This is a genomic window from Staphylococcus cohnii species complex 1663, from assembly GCF_041008415.1.
In the GTDB taxonomy this organism is placed as follows: Bacteria; Bacillota; Bacilli; order Staphylococcales; family Staphylococcaceae; genus Staphylococcus; species Staphylococcus ureilyticus.
In genome coordinates this window covers 148,900-173,307 of sequence record NZ_JBFDVL010000003.1, presented here as the reverse complement: position 1 = coordinate 173,307, position 24,408 = coordinate 148,900, and the positions used below count along the sequence as shown (strand labels likewise).

Annotated in this window: 24 protein-coding genes; 16 read left to right on the top strand and 8 right to left on the bottom strand. The window is 32.5% G+C overall.

The window, feature by feature from the left end; all coding sequences use genetic code 11:
* Positions 1 to 235: 235 nt before the first annotated feature.
* From AB1J10_RS04670 to AB1J10_RS04650, 5 genes are all read left to right on the top strand, one after another.
* The gene (locus AB1J10_RS04670) at positions 236 to 1,204 is read left to right on the top strand and encodes an ABC transporter permease (protein ID WP_046207409.1); all 969 of its coding nucleotides are present in this window, start codon (positions 236 to 238) and stop codon (positions 1,202 to 1,204) included.
* A complete protein-coding gene (locus AB1J10_RS04665) occupies positions 1,194 to 2,153 on the top strand; it encodes an iron chelate uptake ABC transporter family permease subunit (protein ID WP_046207410.1) in 960 nt (319 codons plus the stop codon). The genes AB1J10_RS04670 and AB1J10_RS04665 overlap by 11 nt, the downstream gene beginning before the upstream one ends.
* Positions 2,150 to 2,950: an iron ABC transporter ATP-binding protein gene (locus tag AB1J10_RS04660; RefSeq protein ID WP_070039076.1), complete on the top strand. Its 801-nt coding sequence runs from the start codon at positions 2,150 to 2,152 to the stop codon at positions 2,948 to 2,950. The genes AB1J10_RS04665 and AB1J10_RS04660 overlap by 4 nt, the downstream gene beginning before the upstream one ends.
* Positions 2,951 to 3,056: 106 nt before the next feature.
* Positions 3,057 to 4,106 carry a ferrated catecholamine ABC transporter substrate-binding lipoprotein SstD gene (locus AB1J10_RS04655; RefSeq protein WP_070039079.1) on the top strand — a complete coding sequence of 350 codons (1,050 nt, stop codon included), beginning with the start codon at positions 3,057 to 3,059 and terminating at the stop codon, positions 4,104 to 4,106.
* A gap of 256 nt (positions 4,107 to 4,362) precedes the next feature.
* Positions 4,363 to 4,692 (top strand): PH domain-containing protein, encoded by a 330-nt coding sequence (locus tag AB1J10_RS04650; RefSeq protein ID WP_070039082.1) that lies wholly within the window; start codon positions 4,363 to 4,365, stop codon positions 4,690 to 4,692.
* A gap of 128 nt (positions 4,693 to 4,820) precedes the next feature.
* Here AB1J10_RS04650 and AB1J10_RS04645 read toward each other — a convergent pair whose 3' ends face one another.
* The 3 genes from AB1J10_RS04645 to AB1J10_RS04635 form a co-directional block, all read right to left on the bottom strand.
* On the bottom strand, positions 4,821 to 5,135 hold the full coding sequence (locus tag AB1J10_RS04645) for a CHY zinc finger protein (RefSeq protein WP_070039090.1): 315 nt from the start codon (positions 5,133 to 5,135) through the stop codon (positions 4,821 to 4,823).
* A gap of 12 nt (positions 5,136 to 5,147) precedes the next feature.
* Positions 5,148 to 6,071 (bottom strand): UDP-N-acetylmuramate dehydrogenase, encoded by a 924-nt coding sequence (gene murB / locus AB1J10_RS04640; protein WP_064209514.1) that lies wholly within the window; start codon positions 6,069 to 6,071, stop codon positions 5,148 to 5,150.
* Between the two features lie 124 nt (positions 6,072 to 6,195).
* Positions 6,196 to 6,738 carry a GrpB family protein gene (locus AB1J10_RS04635; RefSeq protein ID WP_070039093.1) on the bottom strand — a complete coding sequence of 181 codons (543 nt, stop codon included), beginning with the start codon at positions 6,736 to 6,738 and terminating at the stop codon, positions 6,196 to 6,198.
* Between the two features lie 127 nt (positions 6,739 to 6,865).
* Here AB1J10_RS04635 and AB1J10_RS04630 point away from each other — a divergent pair, with 127 nt between their 5' ends.
* The 4 genes from AB1J10_RS04630 (at position 6,866) to AB1J10_RS04615 (ending at position 9,899) form a co-directional block, all read left to right on the top strand.
* A complete protein-coding gene (locus AB1J10_RS04630) occupies positions 6,866 to 7,753 on the top strand; it encodes an EMYY motif lipoprotein (RefSeq protein WP_046207417.1) in 888 nt (295 codons plus the stop codon).
* A gap of 153 nt (positions 7,754 to 7,906) precedes the next feature.
* Entirely contained in the window at positions 7,907 to 8,227 is a 321-nt protein-coding gene (ytxJ, locus tag AB1J10_RS04625) for a bacillithiol system redox-active protein YtxJ (protein WP_019469507.1), read from the top strand.
* Between the two features lie 234 nt (positions 8,228 to 8,461).
* Positions 8,462 to 9,586 (top strand): glycerate kinase, encoded by a 1,125-nt coding sequence (locus tag AB1J10_RS04620; protein WP_070039095.1) that lies wholly within the window; start codon positions 8,462 to 8,464, stop codon positions 9,584 to 9,586.
* Positions 9,587 to 9,743: 157 nt separating this feature from the next.
* A complete protein-coding gene (locus AB1J10_RS04615; protein ID WP_157948050.1) occupies positions 9,744 to 9,899 on the top strand; it encodes a hypothetical protein in 156 nt (51 codons plus the stop codon).
* Positions 9,900 to 10,042: 143 nt separating this feature from the next.
* Here AB1J10_RS04615 and pepT read toward each other — a convergent pair whose 3' ends face one another.
* The 4 genes from pepT to gdpS form a co-directional block, all read right to left on the bottom strand.
* Complete coding sequence (gene pepT, locus AB1J10_RS04610) at positions 10,043 to 11,281, bottom strand: peptidase T (protein WP_070039102.1); 1,239 nt, start codon at positions 11,279 to 11,281, stop codon at positions 10,043 to 10,045.
* Between the two features lie 11 nt (positions 11,282 to 11,292).
* A complete protein-coding gene (locus tag AB1J10_RS04605) occupies positions 11,293 to 11,793 on the bottom strand; it encodes a threonine/serine exporter family protein (protein ID WP_046207420.1) in 501 nt (166 codons plus the stop codon).
* Positions 11,794 to 11,807: 14 nt separating this feature from the next.
* Positions 11,808 to 12,569, bottom strand: coding sequence for a threonine/serine exporter family protein (locus tag AB1J10_RS04600; RefSeq protein ID WP_046207421.1), 762 nt, complete (start codon positions 12,567 to 12,569; stop codon positions 11,808 to 11,810).
* A gap of 367 nt (positions 12,570 to 12,936) precedes the next feature.
* Positions 12,937 to 14,007 carry a GGDEF domain-containing protein GdpS gene (gdpS, locus tag AB1J10_RS04595; RefSeq protein WP_046207422.1) on the bottom strand — a complete coding sequence of 357 codons (1,071 nt, stop codon included), beginning with the start codon at positions 14,005 to 14,007 and terminating at the stop codon, positions 12,937 to 12,939.
* A gap of 408 nt (positions 14,008 to 14,415) precedes the next feature.
* On the opposite strand from gdpS, the gene AB1J10_RS04590 reads away from it, so the two are divergent.
* Positions 14,416 to 15,474, top strand: coding sequence for a glycosyltransferase family 4 protein (locus AB1J10_RS04590; protein WP_070039105.1), 1,059 nt, complete (start codon positions 14,416 to 14,418; stop codon positions 15,472 to 15,474).
* 213 nt (positions 15,475 to 15,687) lie between these two features.
* On the opposite strand, the gene AB1J10_RS04585 is transcribed toward AB1J10_RS04590, so the two are convergent.
* On the bottom strand, positions 15,688 to 16,329 hold the full coding sequence (locus AB1J10_RS04585; protein WP_070039107.1) for a YigZ family protein: 642 nt from the start codon (positions 16,327 to 16,329) through the stop codon (positions 15,688 to 15,690).
* Positions 16,330 to 16,467: 138 nt separating this feature from the next.
* Between AB1J10_RS04585 and fakB1 the strand changes: the two genes are divergently transcribed.
* The 6 genes from fakB1 to prfB all read left to right on the top strand — a co-directional run bounded on the left by fakB1 (position 16,468) and on the right by prfB (position 24,334).
* On the top strand, positions 16,468 to 17,331 hold the full coding sequence (gene fakB1, locus AB1J10_RS04580) for a fatty acid kinase binding subunit FakB1 (RefSeq protein WP_046207425.1): 864 nt from the start codon (positions 16,468 to 16,470) through the stop codon (positions 17,329 to 17,331).
* Positions 17,332 to 17,586: 255 nt separating this feature from the next.
* Positions 17,587 to 18,855 (top strand): DEAD/DEAH box helicase family protein, encoded by a 1,269-nt coding sequence (locus AB1J10_RS04575; protein WP_070039110.1) that lies wholly within the window; start codon positions 17,587 to 17,589, stop codon positions 18,853 to 18,855.
* Positions 18,856 to 18,965: 110 nt separating this feature from the next.
* The gene (locus AB1J10_RS04570; protein ID WP_225309934.1) at positions 18,966 to 19,526 is read left to right on the top strand and encodes a ComF family protein; all 561 of its coding nucleotides are present in this window, start codon (positions 18,966 to 18,968) and stop codon (positions 19,524 to 19,526) included.
* A gap of 66 nt (positions 19,527 to 19,592) precedes the next feature.
* Positions 19,593 to 20,159 (top strand): ribosome hibernation-promoting factor, HPF/YfiA family, encoded by a 567-nt coding sequence (gene hpf / locus AB1J10_RS04565; protein ID WP_070039115.1) that lies wholly within the window; start codon positions 19,593 to 19,595, stop codon positions 20,157 to 20,159.
* Positions 20,160 to 20,433: 274 nt separating this feature from the next.
* On the top strand, positions 20,434 to 22,965 hold the full coding sequence (gene secA / locus AB1J10_RS04560; RefSeq protein ID WP_046207429.1) for a preprotein translocase subunit SecA: 2,532 nt from the start codon (positions 20,434 to 20,436) through the stop codon (positions 22,963 to 22,965).
* Positions 22,966 to 23,208: 243 nt separating this feature from the next.
* A protein-coding gene (gene prfB / locus AB1J10_RS04555) for a peptide chain release factor 2 (RefSeq protein ID WP_107360125.1) occupies positions 23,209 to 24,334 on the top strand; the annotation gives its coding sequence in 2 pieces (ribosomal slippage) (positions 23,209 to 23,280 and positions 23,282 to 24,334; 1,125 coding nt in all).
* Positions 24,335 to 24,408: the final 74 nt, after the last annotated feature.

Below are 24,408 nucleotides of genomic sequence, written 5' to 3'. Positions count from 1 at the left end.
TTCTAGTGAAACGACAAAAATTTCTATAAATACTTGAGTATAAAATGAAAGTACTTGATTAAATGTCTTAGTTTCTAATTTAGATATTTTTAACATAAATGGAGAATTGTTTTGATAATCTCTATTATTGCTATTGAATTTACTTGCAAAGATGATAAAATTTAATTTATAGGTATTGATAATGATTATCACATTCAATACGATATAGCGTTTATGAAAGGATTAATTACTCACTATGAAATTTTTACTAAATGGCGTTGTCTTAGCTATTATTTTATTCTTTTTAACTATCCTTTCTTTATTTATAGGCGTTAGTAAAGTATCGATTACTGATATTTTTCATTTAACGCATGAACAAATAAATATCATCGTGTCTAGTAGGATCCCCAGAACTATAAGTATCTTAATCTCTGGAAGTACTTTAGCGCTTTCTGGACTTATTATGCAGCAGATGATGCAAAATAAATTTGTGAGTCCAACGACAGCAGGGACAATGGAATGGGCCAAGTTAGGTATTTTAATATCAATGATATTTTTTCCACAAGAGAATATTATTATTAAATTAATATTTGCAGTAATATTAAGCATCGGTGGCACATTCTTATTTGTTAAATTAGTACAGTACATACGATTCACAGATGTTATTTTTATTCCACTTTTAGGTATTATGCTTGGTGGTATTGTGTCTAGCTTAGCGACATTTCTTGCTTTAAGAACGAATACTGTACAAAGTGTAGGCAACTGGCTTAACGGAAATTTTGCTATCATTACGAGTGGTAGATATGAAATATTATACTTAAGCATTCCTTTATTAATACTTACATATATATTTGCTAATCATTTCACGATTGCAGGGATGGGGAAAGATTTTAGTAATAACTTAGGCGTTAACTATGAAAAAATAATAAATATTGGTTTATTTATCACTGCAACTATAACAGCGCTTGTAGTTGTTACAGTGGGGACATTACCATTTTTAGGCCTCATTGTTCCGAATATTGTGTCAATTTTTAGAGGTGATCATTTAAAACAAGCATTGCCTCATACAGCAATGTTAGGGGCAGTATTTGTTATGTTTTCTGACATAATTGGTAGGATTATTGTCTATCCATATGAAATAAATATTGGTTTAACAATTGGTGTCTTTGGCACGATTATTTTCTTAATCTTATTGATGAAAGGAAGACATAATTATGCAGATTAGTGCTAAATCAAAGTTAATGATATTAATCGCTATCACTTTATGTGTTGCTTTAATTTATCTTTTCATCGGTATTGATTTCGAAATTTTTAGATACCAGTTTATCAGCCGTTTTAGAAAATTAGTGCTTATGCTATTGGTAGGTGGAGCAATTGCAGCTTCAGTAGTCATTTTTCAGGCAATTACAACGAATCGTTTGTTAACACCGTCGATTATGGGGCTTGATGCTGTATATATGTTTGTGAAAGTATTGCTAGTATTTGTATTTGGTGTACAGTCTGCATTTGTTACTAATATATATTTAAGTTTTGCTACTTCACTGTTAGTAATGGTTATATTTTCACTATTACTATTTCAAGGTATCTTTAGAATTGGTGATGTGTCAATATACTTTATTTTACTCATAGGAGTTATTTTAGGCACTTTCTTCAGAAGTATCACTGGATTTTTAGAACTGATTATTAACCCTGAAGACTTTTTGGCAGTTCAGAGTTCAATGTTTGCCAATTTTGATGCTTCCAATAGTAAATTGGTGATGCTGTGCGGAGTTATATTAATGATATTAATCCTTATTACAGTGATTGCGATACCGTATTTAGATGTACTTTTATTAGGCAAAGACCAAGCAATTAATTTAGGTTTGTCTTATAAAATGGTTACAAGATTATTACTTATACTTGTTGCGATATTAGTATCCATCTCTACTTCATTGGTAGGTCCAATTACATTTTTAGGATTGTTAACAGTTAACCTAGCACACGAATTGATGAAAACCTATGAACATAAATATATATTACCGGCAACGATTTGTTTAAGTTGGTTGAGTTTATTTATTGCACAGAGTGTAGTGGAAAATTTATTTGAAGCGACGACGCAAGTGAGTATCATTATAGACTTAGTAGGTGGAACGTACTTTATCTATCTATTAATTAAAAGGAGACATGCGAATTGATACGTGTTCAAGGATTGACTAAAACGATTCAGGATAAAACGATTTTAAATAACATTAATGTAGAAATCAGTAAAGGGCGTTTAACTTCAATGATAGGTCCAAACGGCGCTGGTAAGAGTACCTTATTATCAGCAATCACACGCTTGATTGATTTCGATAAAGGAACTATTGAGATTGAGGGGAAAGCTATATCTGAATATAAAAGTAATGACTTATCTAAAAAATTATCTATTTTGAAACAGGCCAATCATACTGAGTTAAATATTACTGTGGAGCAACTTGTTAATTTTGGAAGATTTCCATATTCAAAAGGACGCTTAAATGAGGCGGATCGAGCGCAAGTTGAGTATGCACTTGAGTTATTGAATCTTAAAGAAATTAGACACCGTTACTTAAAAACATTGTCAGGTGGTCAACGACAACGTGCATACGTAGCTATGACGATAGCACAGGACACAGAGTATATTTTGCTTGATGAACCATTAAATAATTTAGACATGAAACATTCAGTTCAAATTATGAAAACATTACGTCAACTCGCTAAATCCCTCAATAAAACTATTGTTGTTGTCATTCATGATATTAATTTTGCTTCGTGCTATTCAGATGACATCATTGCATTGAAAGATGGAGAAATGGTCAAAGCAAGTACTAAAGATGAAGTTATACAAGAAGATACGCTTAAGACACTATATGATATGGACGTTAAAATTGAAGACATTCGCGGACAACGTATTTGTGTATATTTTGATGAAGAAACAGCAGAGTATGAACTATCGATATTACAATCAGTCTAAAATGAAATGGTTGTTAATGAAGGGAGTGATGCAACTGCAACGTTGTTCATTTTAAAAGGCATATTGAAATGGTGATTAACTTTATTATTCCAGGAGGATTAAACATATGAAGAAATTTGCTTTATTTATGGTTATAGGTTTAATGTTTTTATTAGTAGCATGTAATAATGGAGGTTCAGACGACAAAAAGTCATCTGACACAAAATCAGATAATAATGAATCAAATAAAACAGTTAAGATAGAAAATAATTATAAAGCTAATGGCGAAAAGCGTGATGGCAGTGACGCAAAATCTGTAAAAGAATCAGTTGATGTTCCAGTAAATCCTAAAAATGCAGTTGTCTTTGATTATGGTGCATTAGATACATTAAAAGAGTTAGGACTTGAAGATAAAGTTAAAGCACTTCCTAAAGGTGAAGATGCTAAATCATTACCAGATTTCTTAAGTGAATTTAAAAGTGATAAATATTTAAATACTGGTAGTTTGAAAGAAGTGAATTTTGACAAAGTTGCAGAAGCAAAACCTGAGGTAATATTCATATCTGGACGTACAGCTAACCAAAAAAACTTGGATGAATTTAAAAAAGCAGCACCAGATGCTAAAGTTGTTTACATAGGCGTAGATAATAAAGATGAAGTTAAGTCGCTTAAAGCAAACGCTGAAAAAATAGGTAAAATTTATCAAAAAGAAGATGAAGTTAAGTCTCTTAATAAAAAATTAGACGATAAAATCGCAGGTATAAAAGAAAAAACAAAAGATTTAAAAGATCAAAAAGCGTTATATTTATTAGTAAATGAAGGTGAATTATCAACATTTGGTCCAGGTGAACGTTTTGGTTCTATGATATTTAATACAATGGGCTTTACACCAGCAGATAAAGAAATTAAAGAAAGTAATCATGGACAAAATATTACAAATGAATATGTTGCAGAAAAAAATCCTGGTATTATTTTTGCGATGGACCGCGGACAAGCTGTAGCAGGTAAATCTACTGCTAAAAAAGCATTGAGCAATGATGTCATCAAAGATGTTGATGCGATTAAACATAATAAAGTATATGAATTGGATCCAAAACTTTGGTACTTCTCAAGTGGTTCAACAACAACTGCAATTAAACAAATTGAAGAAGTTGAGAAAGCAATAGATAAAAAATAGTAATAGGCATAAGTGGGGATTGTCTTAATAACGTATACTAAAAGCAGTGAAAATCACTTTAAACGTGAATTCACTGCTTTTTTAATATGGTATAGTCTTGCTTACCGGTTGTTAATAAATGTGACAGGGATGCGCTTGATTAGTCTCAATTGTTTTTTGTTTGGCTCAGTACTAAAATGACATTGAGCACTTAAGTAATAAATTGAGTTGAAAACTTGTATAATGAATAAAAATAGTAAAAGAAGGTGACATAAAAATGATTTTAGATAATGTGAACCCAAATGATTTATTTCCAACAGAAAAGAAAGGTCCCAGTGTATTGGGTACGATAGAGTATTCTGTACAAGGTTCTACAGAATTTGAAGGTGCGTTTATTGCTACAAACGAACGCATTATTTTAAATGTAGATATGAATGGGGAATTCTATTATAGAAGTATAGGTTATGATGAAATAGAGAAAATTACATACGAAGACGGTCGCATTCATTTCACATTTAATATTGGACCAATGCCGATGAAAGATATACAAAAAGGTGATGCAGAAGCGTTTGTACAATTTGTAAAGGGCAAAATAAACATTCAATAAAAAGATAGTGTTTGAGAGAACGTGCCTTTACCATGTTTAGGATGGATTTACGATATTTGAATATATCAAAGAGCGAGACAGAAATTAGAAAAATAAATTTCTGTCTCGCTCTTATTGTTAAACGCCAATTATATAGAAAAGTACGTGCTGTAATGATATTTACAGCGATTATTAAAATGGGCATCACAGTTTGGACAAGCTTCAATCAACATATATGCATTGATTGTCATTTCATGTTTACATACACCACATAAAATTGCTTTTGTATTAAACGCTTCAGTTTCCCATCTCTGTATTGGATGAGAGGAGTCTTCATTATGACATTTATAACATGGATAATATTTATTACAGCATTTGAATTTAATTGCTATTACATCTAATGGTGTATGGTAGTGTGTACAACGTGTCTCGCTATCTACAGTTGCACCATATATTTTTGGCATCTTATAACACTCCTAACGTTCAATAGGATGCTCACCGATGATTCTAACTTCTGGATGAAGTTCAACATCAAATTTAGCTTTAACTGTTTTTTGTACGTGATGTATTAAATCTTCGTAATCAGTTGCAGTACCTTTATCTACGTTTACCATAAAACCTGCATGTTTCTTTGATACTTCTACGCCACCTATACGATAGCCTTGTAGATTTGAATCTTGTATTAATTTACCAGCAAAATGGCCTGGTGGTCGTTGAAAGACGCTGCCACAAGATGGATATTCTAGTGGCTGTTTTGTTTCCCTTCTTTCAGTCAAATCATCCATTTTCTCTTGGATATCTTGTAGATTGCCAGGCGTTAATGTAAATGCAGCTTCTAATACAACTAAGTGTTCTTTTTGAACGATACTATTACGATAATCTAACTCAAGCTCTTTGTTTGTCAGTGTGATTAAGTCTCCTTTTTCATTAACGCAAAGGGCATAATCGATACAATCTTTGACTTCACCACCATAAGCCCCCGCATTCATAAATACAGCACCGCCAATTGACCCTGGGATACCACAGGCAAACTCTAATCCAGTTAGTGCATTGTCTCGTGCAGTACGTGATACATCAATAATTGCAGCACCACTTCCTGAGATGATTGCATCATCTGAAACATCAATATAATCTAACTGAAGTAAACTGATGACAATGCCTCTAATTCCACCTTCTCGGATAATAATGTTTGAACCATTCCCTAAATACGTGACGGGGATATCGTTTGTGTAAGCAAAATGGACGATAGCTTGTACATGCTCATTTTGCGTTGGAGATAAGTAATAATCTGCTTGACCACCCGTTTCAGTGTATGTATAGCGTTTTAGTGGTTCGTCAACTTTTATAATATCTTTTGGAACTATTGCTTCTAATTCTTTTAAGATGTCATCTTTATGCAATTATAGAACATCCTTTCCTGTTGAATTCATTTATATATTATACCAATGATTTAACTTGTTTGCTAAACAGTATATCGCTTTATTGAAAACGATTCAGTTTATTTATTCTTTTAATGATTAAACGTTAGTGATGTGTGTTCGATAAATCTTTATTAATTTCACGGAGTAGTTGTTTAAAAAGTAATTGTTTCTGATTTTCGTATTCACGAATTGGCGCTGTATCAGTTGCTAAATTGTACTTTTGTTTTCCGAAGTGAGTTGCTGAAGATGCATTGATTGTTAAATAATAATTTGTCTTCAGATAATCATTATAAAGTTGTGAGTCTATTTGAACAATATGTAATCGAGCAATTTGTTTTAAATCAATGAGATTATTAAATTGAGCCATAACTACTTTTTTGTGATATGGATGATGAAGTCTATAAAAACCTTGATAATTTAGTCTTTTTTCATCTAAAGCAGTGATATCATGTAAATCATCGACCTCTACTAATACATCTAAAATAGGTTCAGTAGGGTAGTTGAAGTGGCTAGTCCCTCCAATATGATGTGTTGTTTTTACTGGTGTATCTAAAAGGGTCAATAATTTATGACGTAGCATCTTATATTGTTTAATAAAAGTTTGCTGAACATCTTCTTTGATAAAAGGTTGAACATCCGAATACATTGAAATAAATCACTCCTTTAAATGATCAAAATAAATTGTTAAACTATAAATTCTGGAATAATATATCATATATTATTTTCAAGTTAAATAAGTTTCTGTATAATACGTTATGATAAGGAGTGCAGAAATGAAAAAATTAATGTGCTTTGTTTTATTAGTTTGTTTTGCTGTCGTAATTGTTGCTTGCGGACATGAAGGTGCCAACGAATTTAAAGATTTCGATAGCACTTTAAATGATGTAAAGCAAAAAGAAAAGGCGTTCAATAAAGAAATGGATTCTATTGATTTAGAAAACATTAATGATTTAAGTAAAACAGATATGACTGATAAAAACAAAAAAGAATTTAATCAATTGCAAAACAATTTGAATAGCAGGTTAACACCTAAATTTGAAGCATATGAGAAAGCTACAAAAAATCTGCCAGCACAGTCCGAAGAAACCAAGGAATTAAAATCTAAATATTTGACATCAATCAAAAAGAAAAAAGCTGCGATTGATGAACTTAAAACATTTGTTGATTTATACAATCAGTCAGTTAAAGCAAATGAAGATATTTTAGATTATACAAAACTTTTTGAAAAAAATAGATCACAAGTAGAAGAAAATATGAAAAAAGCTAATAATGCAGGTGAAAGTGTTAAAGGCTTTAAAGAGAAATTAGAACAAAATAATAAAGATTTAAAAAATACAGCGGAAAAAGAATCAAATGCTAGAAGTGCTAAATCAGAGCAACAAGCCATTGAAAATCAAATTATGCCATTAATAAAAAAACAAATTAAAGACTTAAACAAGGCAGAAATTACAGATGGTTATGTGAATGATGCGCGTAAAAATACGATTGAGATGTACTACAGCTTACAAAATTACTATGAAACAAGAGAAGAGACAATTGAAATTGGTGAAGCAATAGCTAAAATAGACATCAATCAATTACCGAAAGAAAGTAAAGATTTAAAACAATATGATAAGGATTTTAATAAAAAGTATGCCGAAATAAAAGGTAAATATCAATAATAAATTATTCAATTAAGTTATGAGATTTGTAATAAACTGTTAACAATAAAAAGGTAATTGTGTATAATTGGAAACAATGATATGTGAATATCATTGGAATTTCACACTTTTAGATACAATGTGGTGTGTTAAATATTTTTAGAGGTGAATAGAATGGCTATAAAGCTGAGTTCGATTGACCAGTTTGAGCAAGTTTTAGAAGAAAATAAATATGTATTTGTGCTGAAGCATAGTGAAACATGTCCTATTTCAGCCAATGCTATTGATCAATTTAACAAATTTTTATATGAAAGAGATATGGATGGTTATTATTTAATCGTACAACAAGAAAGAGCTTTATCAGATTATATAGAAGAAAAAACGAATGTAAAACATGAATCGCCACAAGCATTTTATTTTGTGAAGGGACAAGCGATTTGGAATGCAAGTCACGATCATATTAATGTGAAATCTTTGGCAGGCGCTGAAGAGTAAAAAAATAAATATTTAAAAAAGAAACGCTTGTTAAGCTTTAAGTTATATTAAAAGGTTTAGCAAGCGTTTCTTATAATGTGAAAAATTGTGTTTTGGCATGTATAATATAAAGTTGAATTAGTCATAAATCCACGGTAATTGAATATTGATAATTTTATCAGGCGTGGTATTCGCGTCAATTTAAAAATAAAGCTATGAAAAATGTAAGGTAATATGAATATTAGAGGTGACATAATGAAAGTATTAGTAGCGATGGATGAATTTAATGGTATTATATCTAGCTATCAAGCCAATAGGTATGTAGAAGAAGCGGTTGCTAGCCAAATAGAGAAAGCGGATATCGTACAAGTACCGTTGTTTAATGGTCGGCATGAATTGATGGATTCTGTCTTTTTATGGCAATCAGGTACCAAATACAGAGTGGTTGCCCATGATGCAGATATGAATGAAGTAGAAGCAGTTTATGGTATTACAGATAATGGCATGACAATTATTGAAGGCAATCTATTTTTAAAAGGACAACGACCAATTATAGAAAGAACAAGTTATGGTTTAGGTGAAATTATACTTGATGCAATAGAAAATGGTGCTGAACATTTAATTATTTCGTTAGGTGCTATTGGTAGTTTTGACGGTGGTGCTGGTATGCTTCAAGCACTCGGAGCTAAATTTTATGATGACGAAGCGCAAGAAATCGATGTTACGCAAGGCAGTCGTGTACTAAAATATATTAGACGTATAGATGTTTCTCAAGTTAATCCAAAATTGAAAGATATGAGAATTCAACTTATGTCAGATTTTGATAGTAAATTATATGGTAAAAATAGTGAAATTATGCAAACATATGAAAATTACCAAATTTTGCATCAAGAAGCGGCTGAGATAGATAATTTAATTTGGTATTTAAGTGAGATGTTTAAAGCTGAATTGAAAATTGCACTAGGGCCTATTCAAAGAGGTGGCGCTGGTGGAGGTATAGCTGCAGTGTTAAACGGCTTATATGATGCTGAGATTATGACAAGTCATGAACTAGTGGATCAGATTACACATTTAGAATCATTAATTCAACAAGCAGATTTAATAATATTTGGTGAAGGTGTGAACGAACAAGATCAAATTTTAGAAACGACGACCGTTCGCTTAGCTGAGTTAGCTACAAAATATAATAAACCGTCGATTGCCATTTGTGCTACTGATGATAAATTTGATTTGTTTGAATCGATGGGTGTAACAGCAATGTTTAATACATTTATCGAAATGCCGCAATCCTTTACAGATTTTAAAATGGGCATTCAAATTAGACATTATACGGTTCAAGCGATTAAGTTATTGAAAACACAATTTGATGTTAATCAATAAAACAAGCATGCATCGTTGTCTATTGATGTGCTAGAACGATAAAATTACTAATTAAACATCGGCAAAAGTGCCCTGAACATCTTGTACCAAGTAAAACCGCCAATTTCTGTAGATTTACAATAGAAATTGACGGTTTTTTTAATAGCGTTTGGAGATGATGAAAAATAGCACCATTATAACGATGACACCTGAAGGCATTGTAGGTTTAAGCAAGCATAACATTGCAAAAGGTATGGGAACGTGGACTAGAAATGTATGCATAACCAAAATGATAAAACATAAATTTAAAAAAGAGGATGGAACAGAAATCTGATTATATTAAAAAGATTTCGTCGTTCCACCCTGGCAAGTAAAAAGTGATTACATAAGCTAGCCCAAGCATAAGCCTTAATAACGCAATAAATTGAGCGGCAATATTAAGGATTACCTGAGCTAGCGCTCTATATGGTACCGATATTACTTATTATTTTGATAAGTTACTACTACTTCTTGGGCGATACCAACTATAACCTCAATCGCTTTTTCCATGACATCAATAGATGCATATTCGAAAGGACCATGGAAATTATCACAGCCAGTAAAAATGTTAGGGGTTGGCATTCCCATAAATGAAAGTTGTGAACCATCTGTACCACCACGGATTGGTTCAGTATTAGCTGGGATATCTAATTTGTCAAAGACACGTTTAGGAATATCTATAACATGTGGCATAGGCTTGATTTTTTCTCCCATATTGTAATACTGATCGTTTATTTCAACTTCAATGGGTTCATCTTCAAAATGACTATTGATATCATTTTTAATTTCTACTAAACGTTTTTTACGTAAATCAAACTCATGTTTATCATGATCACGAATAATATAGTAAAGCTTTGCTTTCTCAACATCACCATCAAATTTCATTAAATGATAAAAACCTTCATGACCTTCTGTACGTTCAGGCACCTCATTTTGTGGTAAAAGTGCATTGAATTGCTGGCCTAAAAGTACAGCGTTGACCATCGCATCTTTTGCGGAACCTGGATGAACATTCACACCATGACAAGTTACAGTTGCTTCTGCAGCGTTAAAACTTTCGTATTGTAACTCACCAAATTGACTACCATCCATTGTATATGCAAAGTCAGCATTAAAACGTTCGACATCAAATGCATGTGGCCCTTTACCGATTTCTTCATCCGGTGTAAAAGCTACTCTGATACGACCATGTTTGATTTCTGGATGCGATGTCAAATGTTTTAAAGCTTCCATAATTTCAACGACGCCAGCTTTGTCATCTGCTCCTAATAGCGAAGTACCATCTGTGATCATTAAAGTATGTCCTTCTACTTGTTTCATTGCAGGAAAGACATCTTGGCTTAAAACTCGATTTGTATCACCAAGCTGAATTGGTTTCCCATCATAACGCTCAATGATTTGTGGATTGACATTTGTGGCATTGAAATCAGGTGAAGTATCAACATGTGCTAAAAAACCGACAGTCGGGATAACTTCGTCTACATTACTTTCTAATGTTGCAAATAAATAGCCATTTTCATCAACATCAGTTTCTAAACCCAAATCAGTTAATTCATCGTTCAATAAATCCAATAAATCCCACTGCTTTTTAGTGGAAGGTGTTGAATTTGAAAGTGGATCAGATTGTGTATCAATTTTGACATATCGCGTAAGTCGTTCAATAATATCATTTTTCATAAAAACACCCCTTATGCTCTGTTATTCATATTATATGATTTCTTATATATTTTACCATTCATTTTACCAATATGTTGTTTTATGCGTGTATAAATATAATAAATAATCTCTGCACACAGAATACCAAAAGCAATTGCACCCGAAATAAGTGTTACTTCGAGAAATGTATTGACGGCATGTGTATATTGGTTACTCACTAAGTAACGTGTTGCTTCATACGCAAGTCCTCCAGGGACAAGCGGAATAATGCCAGGCACAATAAAGATGATGACTGGTCTTTTATAACGTCTACTCATGGTATGACTCATAATTGCTAATATAAAACTCCCTAGAAATGAAGCCATAACTTTGCCTAATTCTAAATCAAGGGTTACTTTATAAATAATCCATCCCATAGCACCAACGAAACCACAAGCTAAAAGGAGACGTCGAGGTGCATTAAAAATAACAGAAAATAGCATCGTTGCTAAATAACTAATAATAAACTGTAAGACATAGTAGCCAATGACCATTTGAGCACTCCTTTTTAAAATATTAATAATACGATTGCAACACCAGCGCCTATAGCAAATGATGTTAGTGCCGCTTCGACACCGCGAGACATACCAGCGATGAGTTCTCCTGCCATAAGGTCACGAATAGCATTTGTAATTAAAATACCAGGAACTAATGGCATGACACCTGCAATGGTAATAATATCTTGGTTTGCTGCCATACCTAATTTTGAAAATGAAGCTGCTATCGTAATCACAACTGCAGCACTAATAAATTCTGAAAAGAACTTTATTTGTATATAACGTTGAACAAAGTCAAAAGTTAAAAATGCACCAGCTCCTGCAAGAATTGCAAAAAAGAAGTCATTCATAACTCCACCAAACATAAATAAGAAGAAGCCACAAGCTATGGCGGCAGCAAAAAATTTAGTGATAGATGAAAACTGTAGTGATGCATGATGTAAATGTATGAGTTCAGATTTTGCTTCATCTATACTTAATTGATTACTAGAAATCTTTCTAGATAAACTATTTGTTAATGCAATTTTTTCTAGATCAGTCGTACGCTCACGTATACGGATAAGTCTTGTATTTGTACGGTTATTGAGTGAAAATATAATCGCTGTAGATGTTACAAAACTATATGTATCATCTAAGCCAAAACTTGCTGAAATTCTATTCATCGTATCTTCAACGCGATAAGTTTCAGCGCCACTTTCAAGCAATATTCTGCCTGCGATGAGCACAACGTCAATCACTTTATCTTCATCAATGATAGTGATCGAATCAGACATAGCTGGGCACCTCCTAAATTTTTCGTAAATCAATCAATAGAAAGTTTACCGTGTACGAAGGTAACTTTCAATAGTATTTATTTCAGTACAGATTGTTATTATCATTAACCACCTATATTGTAACAAACTTAAATTTATAAATGATATGTTTAATTATAAAAAATATTGAAGTCATGCATATGAGTTGTTATAGCTTAAGCATATTTGCATGTGTACACTAACGATTTAAGCACGTTACTTTCAAAAGTGATTTGTTATGGATTATGTTGAATTCGCCATATTTGAATAGACCGTTCCATGATATAAATTAAAAAGCTTGATATATATAATTTAAATTATCCCAAGCTTTGAAAATACATTTATTTAGTTATAATTTAACTATAGGGTTAAACATCACTTGATTACGACCTTCATTTTTAGCCATATGCAACATATCATCTGCAACTTTAAAGACGGTACGTTGAGATTTATAATCATCTTTAGTTAGGTATCCGACACCAATAGAGACTGATAATTTAATCATTTCTTTGTTTGGTAAATGGAAAGTAGATTGTTCAACGCCTTTACGGATACTTTCACTTAACTTAACACATTGGTCTAGTGTGTAGTCATATAATACTACAGAAAACTCTTCACCACCATTACGGTAAATGCTAAATTGTTCAGGCACATAGTTTTTTAATAATTGTGCGATTTGTCGTAATACAGCATCGCCTGAATCATGTGAATACATGTCGTTAACATCTTTAAAACCATCAATATCAATGAGTAGTAAACCTAAGCTTTCATCATTTTCTTCTGCAATGCGTGTAGTTTCATTCAAATGTCTATCGAATTCTTTAACATTGCCTAAACCAGTCAAATAATCAAATCTATCTTCATTCTCATAGCGATTTACTAATGAGAAGAAATGCCAAATATCTACGAATGTAATCGAAGAAGTGATGGTTAAAACGAACGATAACGGTATCATATATAGTACTTCTTTAAATTCATAATACGGACTAATCAATGATAAGATGACAAATATGACTAGCGTAATTAAGTTGAGTATTTGTAATGAGATAATATCATTTTGTTTTAAAAATGGACCTATTGCTCCAACAATGATGGCTATTACAATTAAAATCATTGCAGTTATAATCGTATAATCACCAATTAATACATTAACTAAAGATACGATAAACGCTGCTAAAACTGTATAAACCATATTTGTATATCTACCTAAAAATAAAATCGGCACAAAAGATAAATAGAGGACATACTCATTAAAGATAGGGACAGGTTTAACAGATAATAATAATGCTACAATGGTCATTAAAATCGTGACGTATTCTTTTGAAAACACCATATTTTTATTTTCAGAGTACTGTAATCGGTGGAATAAATAAATTCCTGCGACAGTGACCGCAATATTATAAATAATAGCTTCAAACATTTTTCTTACGCTCCTTTAAATAAACACTTAGTCATTGTAAGTGAAAAGTTACATTTTGTCATCATTGATATTTAGAAATTAATAACATTCGTTTAAAATTCATGTTAAAATACTTATTTGAGTGATTGTAAAATATATAAATTGATTATTCTATAAAAAAGAAAGTGAATTTCAGCGTTGAACTCTGTTAATGATTACATTACTATTTGTATTACTAAAAGTACATCGTGTATTATAGACTTAATTGAATCGTTTATAGAATTTTCGATACATATATCAAGTAAACTATGTTTTGAAAATATACAAGTGTATATCCATAACCAAATATGATTTCATATTTAGAATATTTATAGAGACTTTAAACTCAAATTCAAAATTATAAAGACTTAAATTAATGAAGGTGAACTGATGTATACGTTATTATTAATCATTTTTTCAATGATTGTCAGTTTAATACTTACTCCCATTGTCATAAAGGTTTCCCATAAATTGGGCGTCGTTGACCAACCTAATTTTAGGAAAGTACATAAAAAACCAACTTCTGTCTTAGGAGGTACTGTGATACTACTTTCCTTTTTATTGGGGATTTGGTTAGGGCATCCAATTGAAACAGAGGTGAAGCCACTTGTCATTGGAGCAGTATTAATCTACTTAGTAGGGTTAATAGATGATATCTATGATTTAACGCCAATCTTAAAATTATTAGGACAAGTGATTGCAGCACTGGTTGTCGTTTACTACGGCGTAACCATAGATTTCATCTCATTACCGATTGGACCGACAATACATTTTGGTATTTTAGGTGTTCCGATTACTGTGATATGGATTGTAGCGATTACCAATGCGATTAACTTAATTGATGGATTGGATGGTTTGGCATCTGGTGTAGCAACTATCGCTCTGATGACTATTGGTTTCATCGCAATATTACAGGCAAATATATTTATCATAATGATCTGTAGTGTGCTTATCGGTGCGCTATTAGGTTTCTTATGTTTTAATTTTCATCCGGCTAAAATATTTTTAGGTGATAGCGGCGCATTGCTTGTTGGTTTTATTGTTGGTTTTCTTTCGCTTTTAGGTTTCAAAAATATTACGTTTGTGTCTTTATTTTTCCCGATTGTTATTTTAGCAGTACCGTTCATAGATACTTTATTTGCTATGATACGACGTGTGAAAAAAGGGCAACGTATTATGCAAGCGGATAAATCGCATTTACACCATAAATTACTAGAATTAGGTTATTCACATCGCCAAACAGTAATACTGATATATTCAATCGCGTTGTTATTTAGTCTTTCAAGTATTATTTTGTATTTATCACAACCATGGGGTGTACTCATGATGCTTGTGCTTATACTCATTACGATTGAACTCATTGTTGAATTTACAGGATTAATCGATGATGATTATAGACCGCTCTTAAAATTAATTGAAAATAAAGAGCGACATAAAGAAGATGAATAGATAAACTACCTAATTAGAACCTGAGATATGAATATCTCAGGTTCTAATTTTATATGATTAACAATGATTTACAAAGTCACGACTGATAATACTTAATTTTTCAAATTATACATTCATCACATGCATCAATGTATAGCGGTAAGTTTATGTTTACCTGATAATTGTATGACAGTTATGCATTTTTGAAAGGTCATAAACTGAAATGGAAATGGTTTAGTTTGTTGGTATGTCAAATGGTAGCTTAATGATAGCTTGCTCATCTAAATCATAGTTACCAGAAGTGATTTTATTTAGAAAAGCAATAAAATCGTCATACTCCGATTCTACCACGTCTATTTGATAACTCACTTTGTCTGTGTAGGTTGTGTTTCGTAAGAAGAATGATGTTTGTGCTAATTCATATTCAAATTTACCTGTAAGATCATAATCGATAGTGATTGTAGTTGGTATTGCTGAACGCAAAGCAACACGTCCTACTTCATAAATAACATCTCTCACAGCACCACTATATGCTCTTATTAAACCACCGCCGCCCAATTTTATACCACCGAAATAACGCGTAACTACGACACAAACATTGTGAACTTCTAGTTTTTTTAATATTTCAAGCATTGGTACGCCTGCAGTTCCACTTGGCTCTCCGTCATCATTTGCTTTTTGAATATTCATCTGTGCTCCAACTGTATAGGCTGAACAATTATGTGTCGCTTCCCGATGTTCTGATTTTACCAAGTTGATAAAGTCTTTAGCGTCTGCTTCAGATTCAACAGGTTTGATATGGGCAATAAAGCGTGATTTGCTAATTACATTTTCTATCATATGTTCTTGCTTTATTGTTATGATTGATTCATCCATATTTAAACACTCCAGTCATAGTTTCGATCAATATCTATTATTATACACGGTTCTGAATTCAAGTTTAATGTAAAAATAAATTTTCTTTTAATATAAAATAATGTATCATAGTTGTGAGTATAATTGAGGAGGATTATGATGAAAATTGCTGTATTAACAGATTCAACGAGTTATCTATCTCAAACATTAATTGATAAATATAATATAAATATTGCCCCACTAAGTGTAACTTTTGATAACGGTGAAAATTTTGAAGAAAATGCATCTATTTCAGCAAATGAATTCTACGAAAGAATGAAAGCATCTAAAACAATTCCTACGACAAGTCAGCCGGCAATCGGTGAATTTGTAACTAAATACGAACAATTACGTGATGAAGGCTATACGGATGTCATAGGCGTTTTCCTTTCTTCAGGTATCAGTGGTACTTATCAAACAGCTACACAAGCGGGTGAAATGGTTGAAGGTATTAATGTTCATACGTTTGATTCGAAAATTTCAGCTATGGCAATGGGGAGTTTCGTATTACGAGCAATTGAATTAATTGAACAAAATGAAACACCGCACGCTATCATTAAAGAGCTTGAAGCAATGCGAGAAGTCACTGGTGCGAGATTGATGGTAGACGATTTAAAAAACTTGCAAAAAAGTGGTCGTATTACTGGAGCCCAAGCGTGGATTGGTACGATGTTAAAAATGAAACCAGTCTTAAGGTTTGAAGACGGTTTAATTTTGCCAGATGAAAAAATACGCACTAAAAAACGTGCGCTTAAAGAAATTATCAATAAAGTGATTGATATCGTTAAAGATTATGAAGAGGTTACGTTATTAGTTATAGGTGGAGATGTTCAAGAGGATACAGACTGGCTGTACAATGAATTACAAAAAAACTATCCACAATATAAAGTACACCGTTCAAATTTAGGCCCTGTGGTCGCAGCTCATTTAGGACCAGGCGGTATGGGCTTAGGTTTCACTGGTAGATCTATTCGTATAGACTAAATTATAGATTCAAAAGTCTTATTATCATTTTTAAGAAAAGTAGTATTTTTGCAAGAGATGTATAGTGAAACCAACACTTCGTTCAGTCATTGATGCCAACAATAATATGACAAATGAGTTGTTTAGCATTTAAATTACTGTACGAATAACAAATAAATTATTTATTTTATGGCGGGTCTTTGAAATTAAAGTGAAATTTAATTTTTGACTCGCTTTTTGGTTTGGAGGAAACATACAATTAAATATTATGGAAGAATGATTAATGATAAATCCTTATTAACAGATGAACGTATAAAGCAAACAACAAAAGGTGTGGTATTATATAATGGCTATTGGACATGTGCTCAATGTCACTCACGCCGACAAACGCATTTTTACAAATATCTATCAACAGTGTTAGATAAGGAGATTGTCTACTGTAGAAATTGTATCAATATGGGTAGAATGGATAATATAACTGAAATCTATATCATAGAAAGTCAGAATGTAATGACACCTTGTCATTATCAATTACCATTCAAATTATCAGAACAACAACAATTTGCATCTGACAAAATTGTATCAGCGATTGCAGGCTTTCGTTCACTATTGCTACATGCAGTCACAGGTGCAGGTAAAACTGAGATGATATTTGAAGGAATTAAATTTGCGCGGAACCACGGTTATAATGTCGCAATTGTATCTCCTCGAGTTGATGTTGTTTTAGAAGTCAGCATGAGGATTAAGGCAGCTTTTCACGAAGAAAAAATAGATGTATTGCATCAATCATCACAGCAACAATATAATGGCCATTTTGTTATCGCCACAATTCATCAACTCTATCGTTTCAAACTACATTTTGATGTGATAATTGTAGATGAAGTAGATGCCTTTCCTTTACCTACAGAACCAACGTTAATACAAGCATTACAGCATGCCTCGAAGTTAAAGCACTGTCATATATTAATGACTGCCACACCAACAAAAGCTTTAATGAAACAAATTAGCAATTTAGAAATCATTCAATTACCTGCGCGTTTTCATAGACATCCTTTACCCGTGCCTCAATTTAAATTCCTTAGAATCAATCCCAATAAAAAGCAATATAAATTATTACGATTTTTACAACATCAAGTCAATCAACGACGATATACGCTAGTCTTTTTTAACAATATTACTTTAATGAAACAACTGTATCAGTTATATAAAGCTGAAATTCCATCTTTAACATATGTCTACAGCAATGATGTATTTCGTTTTGATAAGGTGAAACGTTTGAGAAACGGGGAACATACCGTTGTTTTCACCACTACCATTTTAGAAAGAGGCTTTACTATGGCAAAACTCGATGTTGTAATCATAAACAGTCATCAGTTTGAAACGAGTGCCATCATTCAAATATCAGGAAGAGTTGGAAGAAAAGCAGAAGCACCTACAGGAAGTGTATTTTGTTTGCATGAAGGGATCACACTATCTATGATTAAAGCTCAATATCAGATAAGGAAAATGAATCAACTTGCACAAAAAAGAGGGTGGATAGATTGACTGCGACATGTTTATATTGTCACATCTATTATTCAAAACCTTTAAATGCATTTACGTTTTACAAAAAGGCTTCAAAATTGTGCGATGATTGCAATCATCTCTGGGAGGTAATGAAATTAAAGACGACGAATCGATGTGCAACATGTTTGAAGTTACGCAATGAAACTGAAATATTATGTTCGGATTGTGCCGAGTTAGCTTCGAAGTTTAAATTAATGAATAAATTGTATTGTCATTACCGATATGACGGTATTGTAAAAGAAATGATTCAACAATATAAATTTCAAAGAGATGTTGCAATCGCAGAAATAATAGCAGAAAAAGTTAAATTGCCTCATTACAAATATGATTACATTATCCCCATACCGTCCCCTTTATTTAGAGATAAAGAAAGAACATTTAACCCCGTACAACTAGTATTAGACATACAAAAAGTTAAGTATTATTGTCTGCTTGCCACACACTCACATATTAAACAATCAGAATTAAGTAAAGAAAAACGTATGCAACGACCCAATCCTTTTGTAATGGAACAAAGTGTGGATTTAAAAGGAAAATGTATTTTATTGATCGATGACATTTATACTACGGGCTTAACGGTTCATAATGCGGCACAGCTATTACTTGATAGAAAAATCAGAAAATTCGATGTGTTTACGTTTGCACGCTAGGTTATTCGTGGTATTATAAAAATAAGCACTATTACCAATATAGAGGTTTTAAAGGAGTCGATTACTATGATCAGATTTGAAATTCACGGAGAGAACCTCACTATTACTGATGCGATTCGCAACTATATTGAGGAGAAAATTGGTAAATTAGAACGTTACTTTAACAATGTGCCAAATGCAACTGCACACGTTAAAGTTAAAACGTACCAAAACTCAGCAACTAAAATAGAAGTAACTATTCCATTGAAAAATGTTACGCTAAGAGCGGAAGAACGTCATGATGATTTATACGCTGGTATTGATTTAATTAATAACAAATTGGAAAGACAAGTTAGAAAATATAAAACGCGTGTAAATCGTAAAAATAGAAAAAATGACGAACAAGAAGCTTTTGCATCATTACCTGAAGAACAAGAAGCAGAAAATCTTCAAAATGATGACAATGATAGTGAAATTGAGATTATTCGTTCAAAAAATTTCAGTTTAAAACCTATGGATTCTGAAGAAGCAGTATTGCAAATGGATTTATTGGGCCATGATTTCTTCATTTTTACAGATCGTGAAACAGATGGTACGAGCATAGTTTATAAAAGAAAAGATGGCAAATATGGGCTAATTGAAACAACTGAATAATTTAATTAGGGTCATATTTATAAAAGTAGTAGCGTCCATGATTGAGTGAAATCATGGACGCTCATTTTTTGCTGTGTTATTATGTAATAATTTGAAAGTGAACATGTATGTTGTGTATATTTTAAATGAGTCAATATTATAATTTGTATTCAAAAGCATGTAAGTAAATATAGTATAGATGGCACGATAAACGTAATAAGTGTAAATTTAGGCTTATAAATGATATTATAAATTGTTGTAAACTAAGAGTTATATAGCTAAAGGAGCGAACAGAATGGGTTTTTTATCAAAAATTGCAGATGGCAATAAAAGAGAAATAAAACGCCTTGGTAAATTAGCCGACAAAGTCCTTGCACTAGAAGAGGATATGTCGATATTAACTGATGAAGAAATTAAAGAAAAGACAAAAAATTTTCAAGCGCAAGTTCAAGCAGAAGACGATATTAAAAAGCAAAATAAAATTTTAGATGATATTTTACCAGAAGCCTTTGCATTGGTAAGAGAAGGGTCAAAACGTGTGTTCAACATGATTCCTTATAAAGTACAAGTTATGGGTGGTATAGCCATTCATGGTGGCGACATTTCTGAAATGAGAACTGGTGAAGGTAAAACGTTAACGGCGACAATGCCAGTTTATTTAAATGCGTTAACAGGACGCGGTGTACATGTTATTACAGTCAATGAATATTTATCTAGTGTACAGAGTGAAGAAATGGCAGAATTATATGAATTTCTTGGATTAAGTGTTGGTTTGAACTTAAATAGTAAAACTACTGCAGAGAAAAGAGAAGCTTACGCATGTGATATTACTTATAGTACCAACAACGAATTAGGATTTGACTACTTACGTGATAACATGGTGAATTATGCAGAAGAACGCGTGATGAGACCACTTAATTTTGCGATTATTGATGAAGTAGATTCAATCTTAATTGATGAAGCACGTACGCCGCTTATTATTTCAGGAGAGGCGGAGAAGTCAACGTCACTTTATACGCAAGCAAATGTTTTTGCTAAAATGCTTAAAAACGAAGATGATTATAATTATGATGAAAAGACAAAAGCTGTGCAATTAACAGAACAAGGTATTGATAAAGCAGAGCGTATGTTTAAAATTGATAACCTTTACGACGTGAAAAATGTTGATATCATCAGTCATATTAATACAGCGTTACGTGCGCATGTTACGTTACAAAGAGACGTAGATTATATGGTGAACAACGGCGAAGTATTGATTGTTGACCAATTTACAGGACGTACAATGCCTGGACGTCGTTTTTCAGAAGGATTGCACCAAGCGATTGAAGCTAAAGAAGGTGTGAAAATTCAAAACGAATCCAAAACAATGGCTTCAATTACATTCCAAAACTACTTCAGAATGTATAATAAATTATCTGGGATGACAGGTACTGCAAAAACAGAAGAAGAAGAATTTAGAAATATTTACAATATGACAGTTACACAAATTCCTACGAACAGACCAGTACAACGTATTGATAAGCCAGATTTAATTTATATCAGTCAAAAAGGTAAATTTGATGCAGTTGTAGAAGATGTCATTCAAAAGCACAAACAAGGTCAACCAGTCTTATTAGGGACTGTTGCCGTTGAAACAAGTGAATATATTTCTAACTTATTGAAAAAACATGGCGTACGTCATGATGTCTTAAATGCGAAAAATCACGAACGTGAAGCGGACATTATCGCAAGTGCTGGCCAACGCGGTGCGGTGACAATAGCTACCAACATGGCTGGCCGTGGTACGGACATCAAATTAGGTGATGGTGTTGAAGAAATTGGCGGTTTAGCAGTAATTGGTACAGAGCGCCATGAATCACGTCGTATAGATGACCAATTACGTGGTCGTTCAGGTCGTCAAGGTGACAAAGGTGATAGCCGTTTCTATTTATCGTTACAAGATGAGTTAATGGTGCGCTTTGGTTCGGAACGTTTACAAAATATGATGAATCGATTGGGTATGGATGATTCAACACCAATTGAATCTAAAATGGTTTCTCGTGCTGTTGAATCAGCTCAAAAACGTGTTGAAGGTAATAACTTTGACGCTCGTAAACGTGTCCTTGAGTATGATGATGTACTGCGTAAACAACGTGAAATTATCTATAGTGAACGTAATGATATTATTGACAGCGATGAAAGTAGCGAATTAATTAACGCAATGCTACGCTCTACATTAGAAAGAAGTATTCAATATTATGTAAATGAAGAAGATGACGACCCAGACTATGAACCATTCATCAACTATGTAGAAGACGTCTTCTTGAATGAAGGCGAATTAAAAGTTGAAGATATTAATGGAAAAGATAATGATGATATTTTTGAGGTTGTATGGTCAAAAATAGAAATAGCATTAAAAGAGCAAAAAGAAAAAATTGGTAGTCAGTTTGATGAATTTGAACGTATGATTTTACTTCGCTCTATTGACACACATTGGACAGACCATATCGATACAATGGATCAATTGCGTCAAGGTATTCACTTACGTTCGTATGGACAACAAAATCCACTACGTGACTATCAAAATGAAGGTCACCAATTATTTGATACTATGATGCAAAACATTGAAGAAGACGTAAGTAAATATATTCTAAAATCAGTGATTTCCGTTGAAGATGACGTAGAACGTGATAAGACAACTGATTTTGGTAAAGCTGAGCATGTATCAGCAGAAGATGGAAAAGAAAAAGCGAAAGCAGAGCCTTATGTTAAAGATGAACATATAGGTAGAAATGACCCATGTCCTTGCGGTAGTGGTAAAAAGTATAAAAACTGTCATGGCGCTTAAGTTTATCTAATATGATACACATGTGAGACAGGATTTCACTATTTGAATTATTTTTATATGTCAGGCATCTTTTACAGTTAAATTGTAGCGTTTAACTGTGAAAGATGTTTTTTTTAACATAAGCTAGCAGCGATTTGGTGCTTAAGTTGAAATTAACAGTTTATATTTTGTATCATATTTATGATAGTCTAGTAATTAATTTAGTAATTATACTTCATTCGAAAAATTTAGGAGAGATGCATAATGGAATTATCTGAAATTAAGCGTAATTTAGATGCTTATAAAGAAAAGTTAGAACAACTTAGGGGGTCTCTTTGACTTAGAAGAAAAAGAGACAAACATACAAGAATACGAAGAAATGATGGCGGATCCTTCATTTTGGGATAATCAAGATAAAGCGCAAGACGTAATAGATAAAAATAATGCTTTAAAATCTGTTGTCAATGCGTACAGAGATTTAGAAGCAAATATAGAAGATATGGAAACGACACGAGAATTGTTGTTAGAAGAAGACGATACGTCGATGAAAGACGATTTAGAAGCGAGCGTCACTCATTTTCAAAACGAATTAAACCAATTTGAACTACAATTATTGTTAGATGGGCCTTATGACGCGAATGATGCAATTATTGAATTGCATCCTGGTGCAGGTGGTACTGAATCACAAGATTGGACAAATATGTTGTTGAGAATGTATCAACGCTACTGTGAGCAAAAAGGCTTTAAAGTTGAAATCGCAGACTATTTACCTGGAGATGAAGCGGGCGTAAAAAGTGTAACAATGATTGTGAAAGGTCATAATGCATATGGTTTTTTAAAAGCTGAGAAAGGTGTACATCGACTCGTACGCATATCACCGTTTGATTCATCTGGTCGTCGACATACATCTTTTGCTTCATGTGATGTCATACCACAATTTAATAACACTGAAATAGAAGTAGAAATCAATCCTGATGATATTACTGTTGATACATTTAGAGCTTCGGGCGCAGGTGGTCAACATATCAATAAAACTGAATCTGCTATTAGAATTACCCATCATCCAACAGGTATTGTGGTAAATAACCAGAATGAACGTTCACAGATCAAAAACAGAGAGGCTGCAATGAAAACATTGAAGTCTAAACTATATCAATTAAAAATTGAGGAACAAGAACAAGAAATGGCCGAAATCCGTGGAGAACAAAAAGAAATCGGTTGGGGAAGTCAAATTAGATCTTATGTATTCCATCCATATGCAATGGTTAAAGATCATAGAACAAACGAAGAAACCGGTAAAGTCGATGCAGTCATGGATGGTGATTTAGGACCGTTTATCGAAGCTTATCTACGCAAGCAAATGAATCTGAATCATTCAGAAAAAGATTAATACTTAAATAGAACAATTATTATTCATAACTTTATGAGTGAGCTAGAAACCAATGTATCACTTATTGTTTTCTA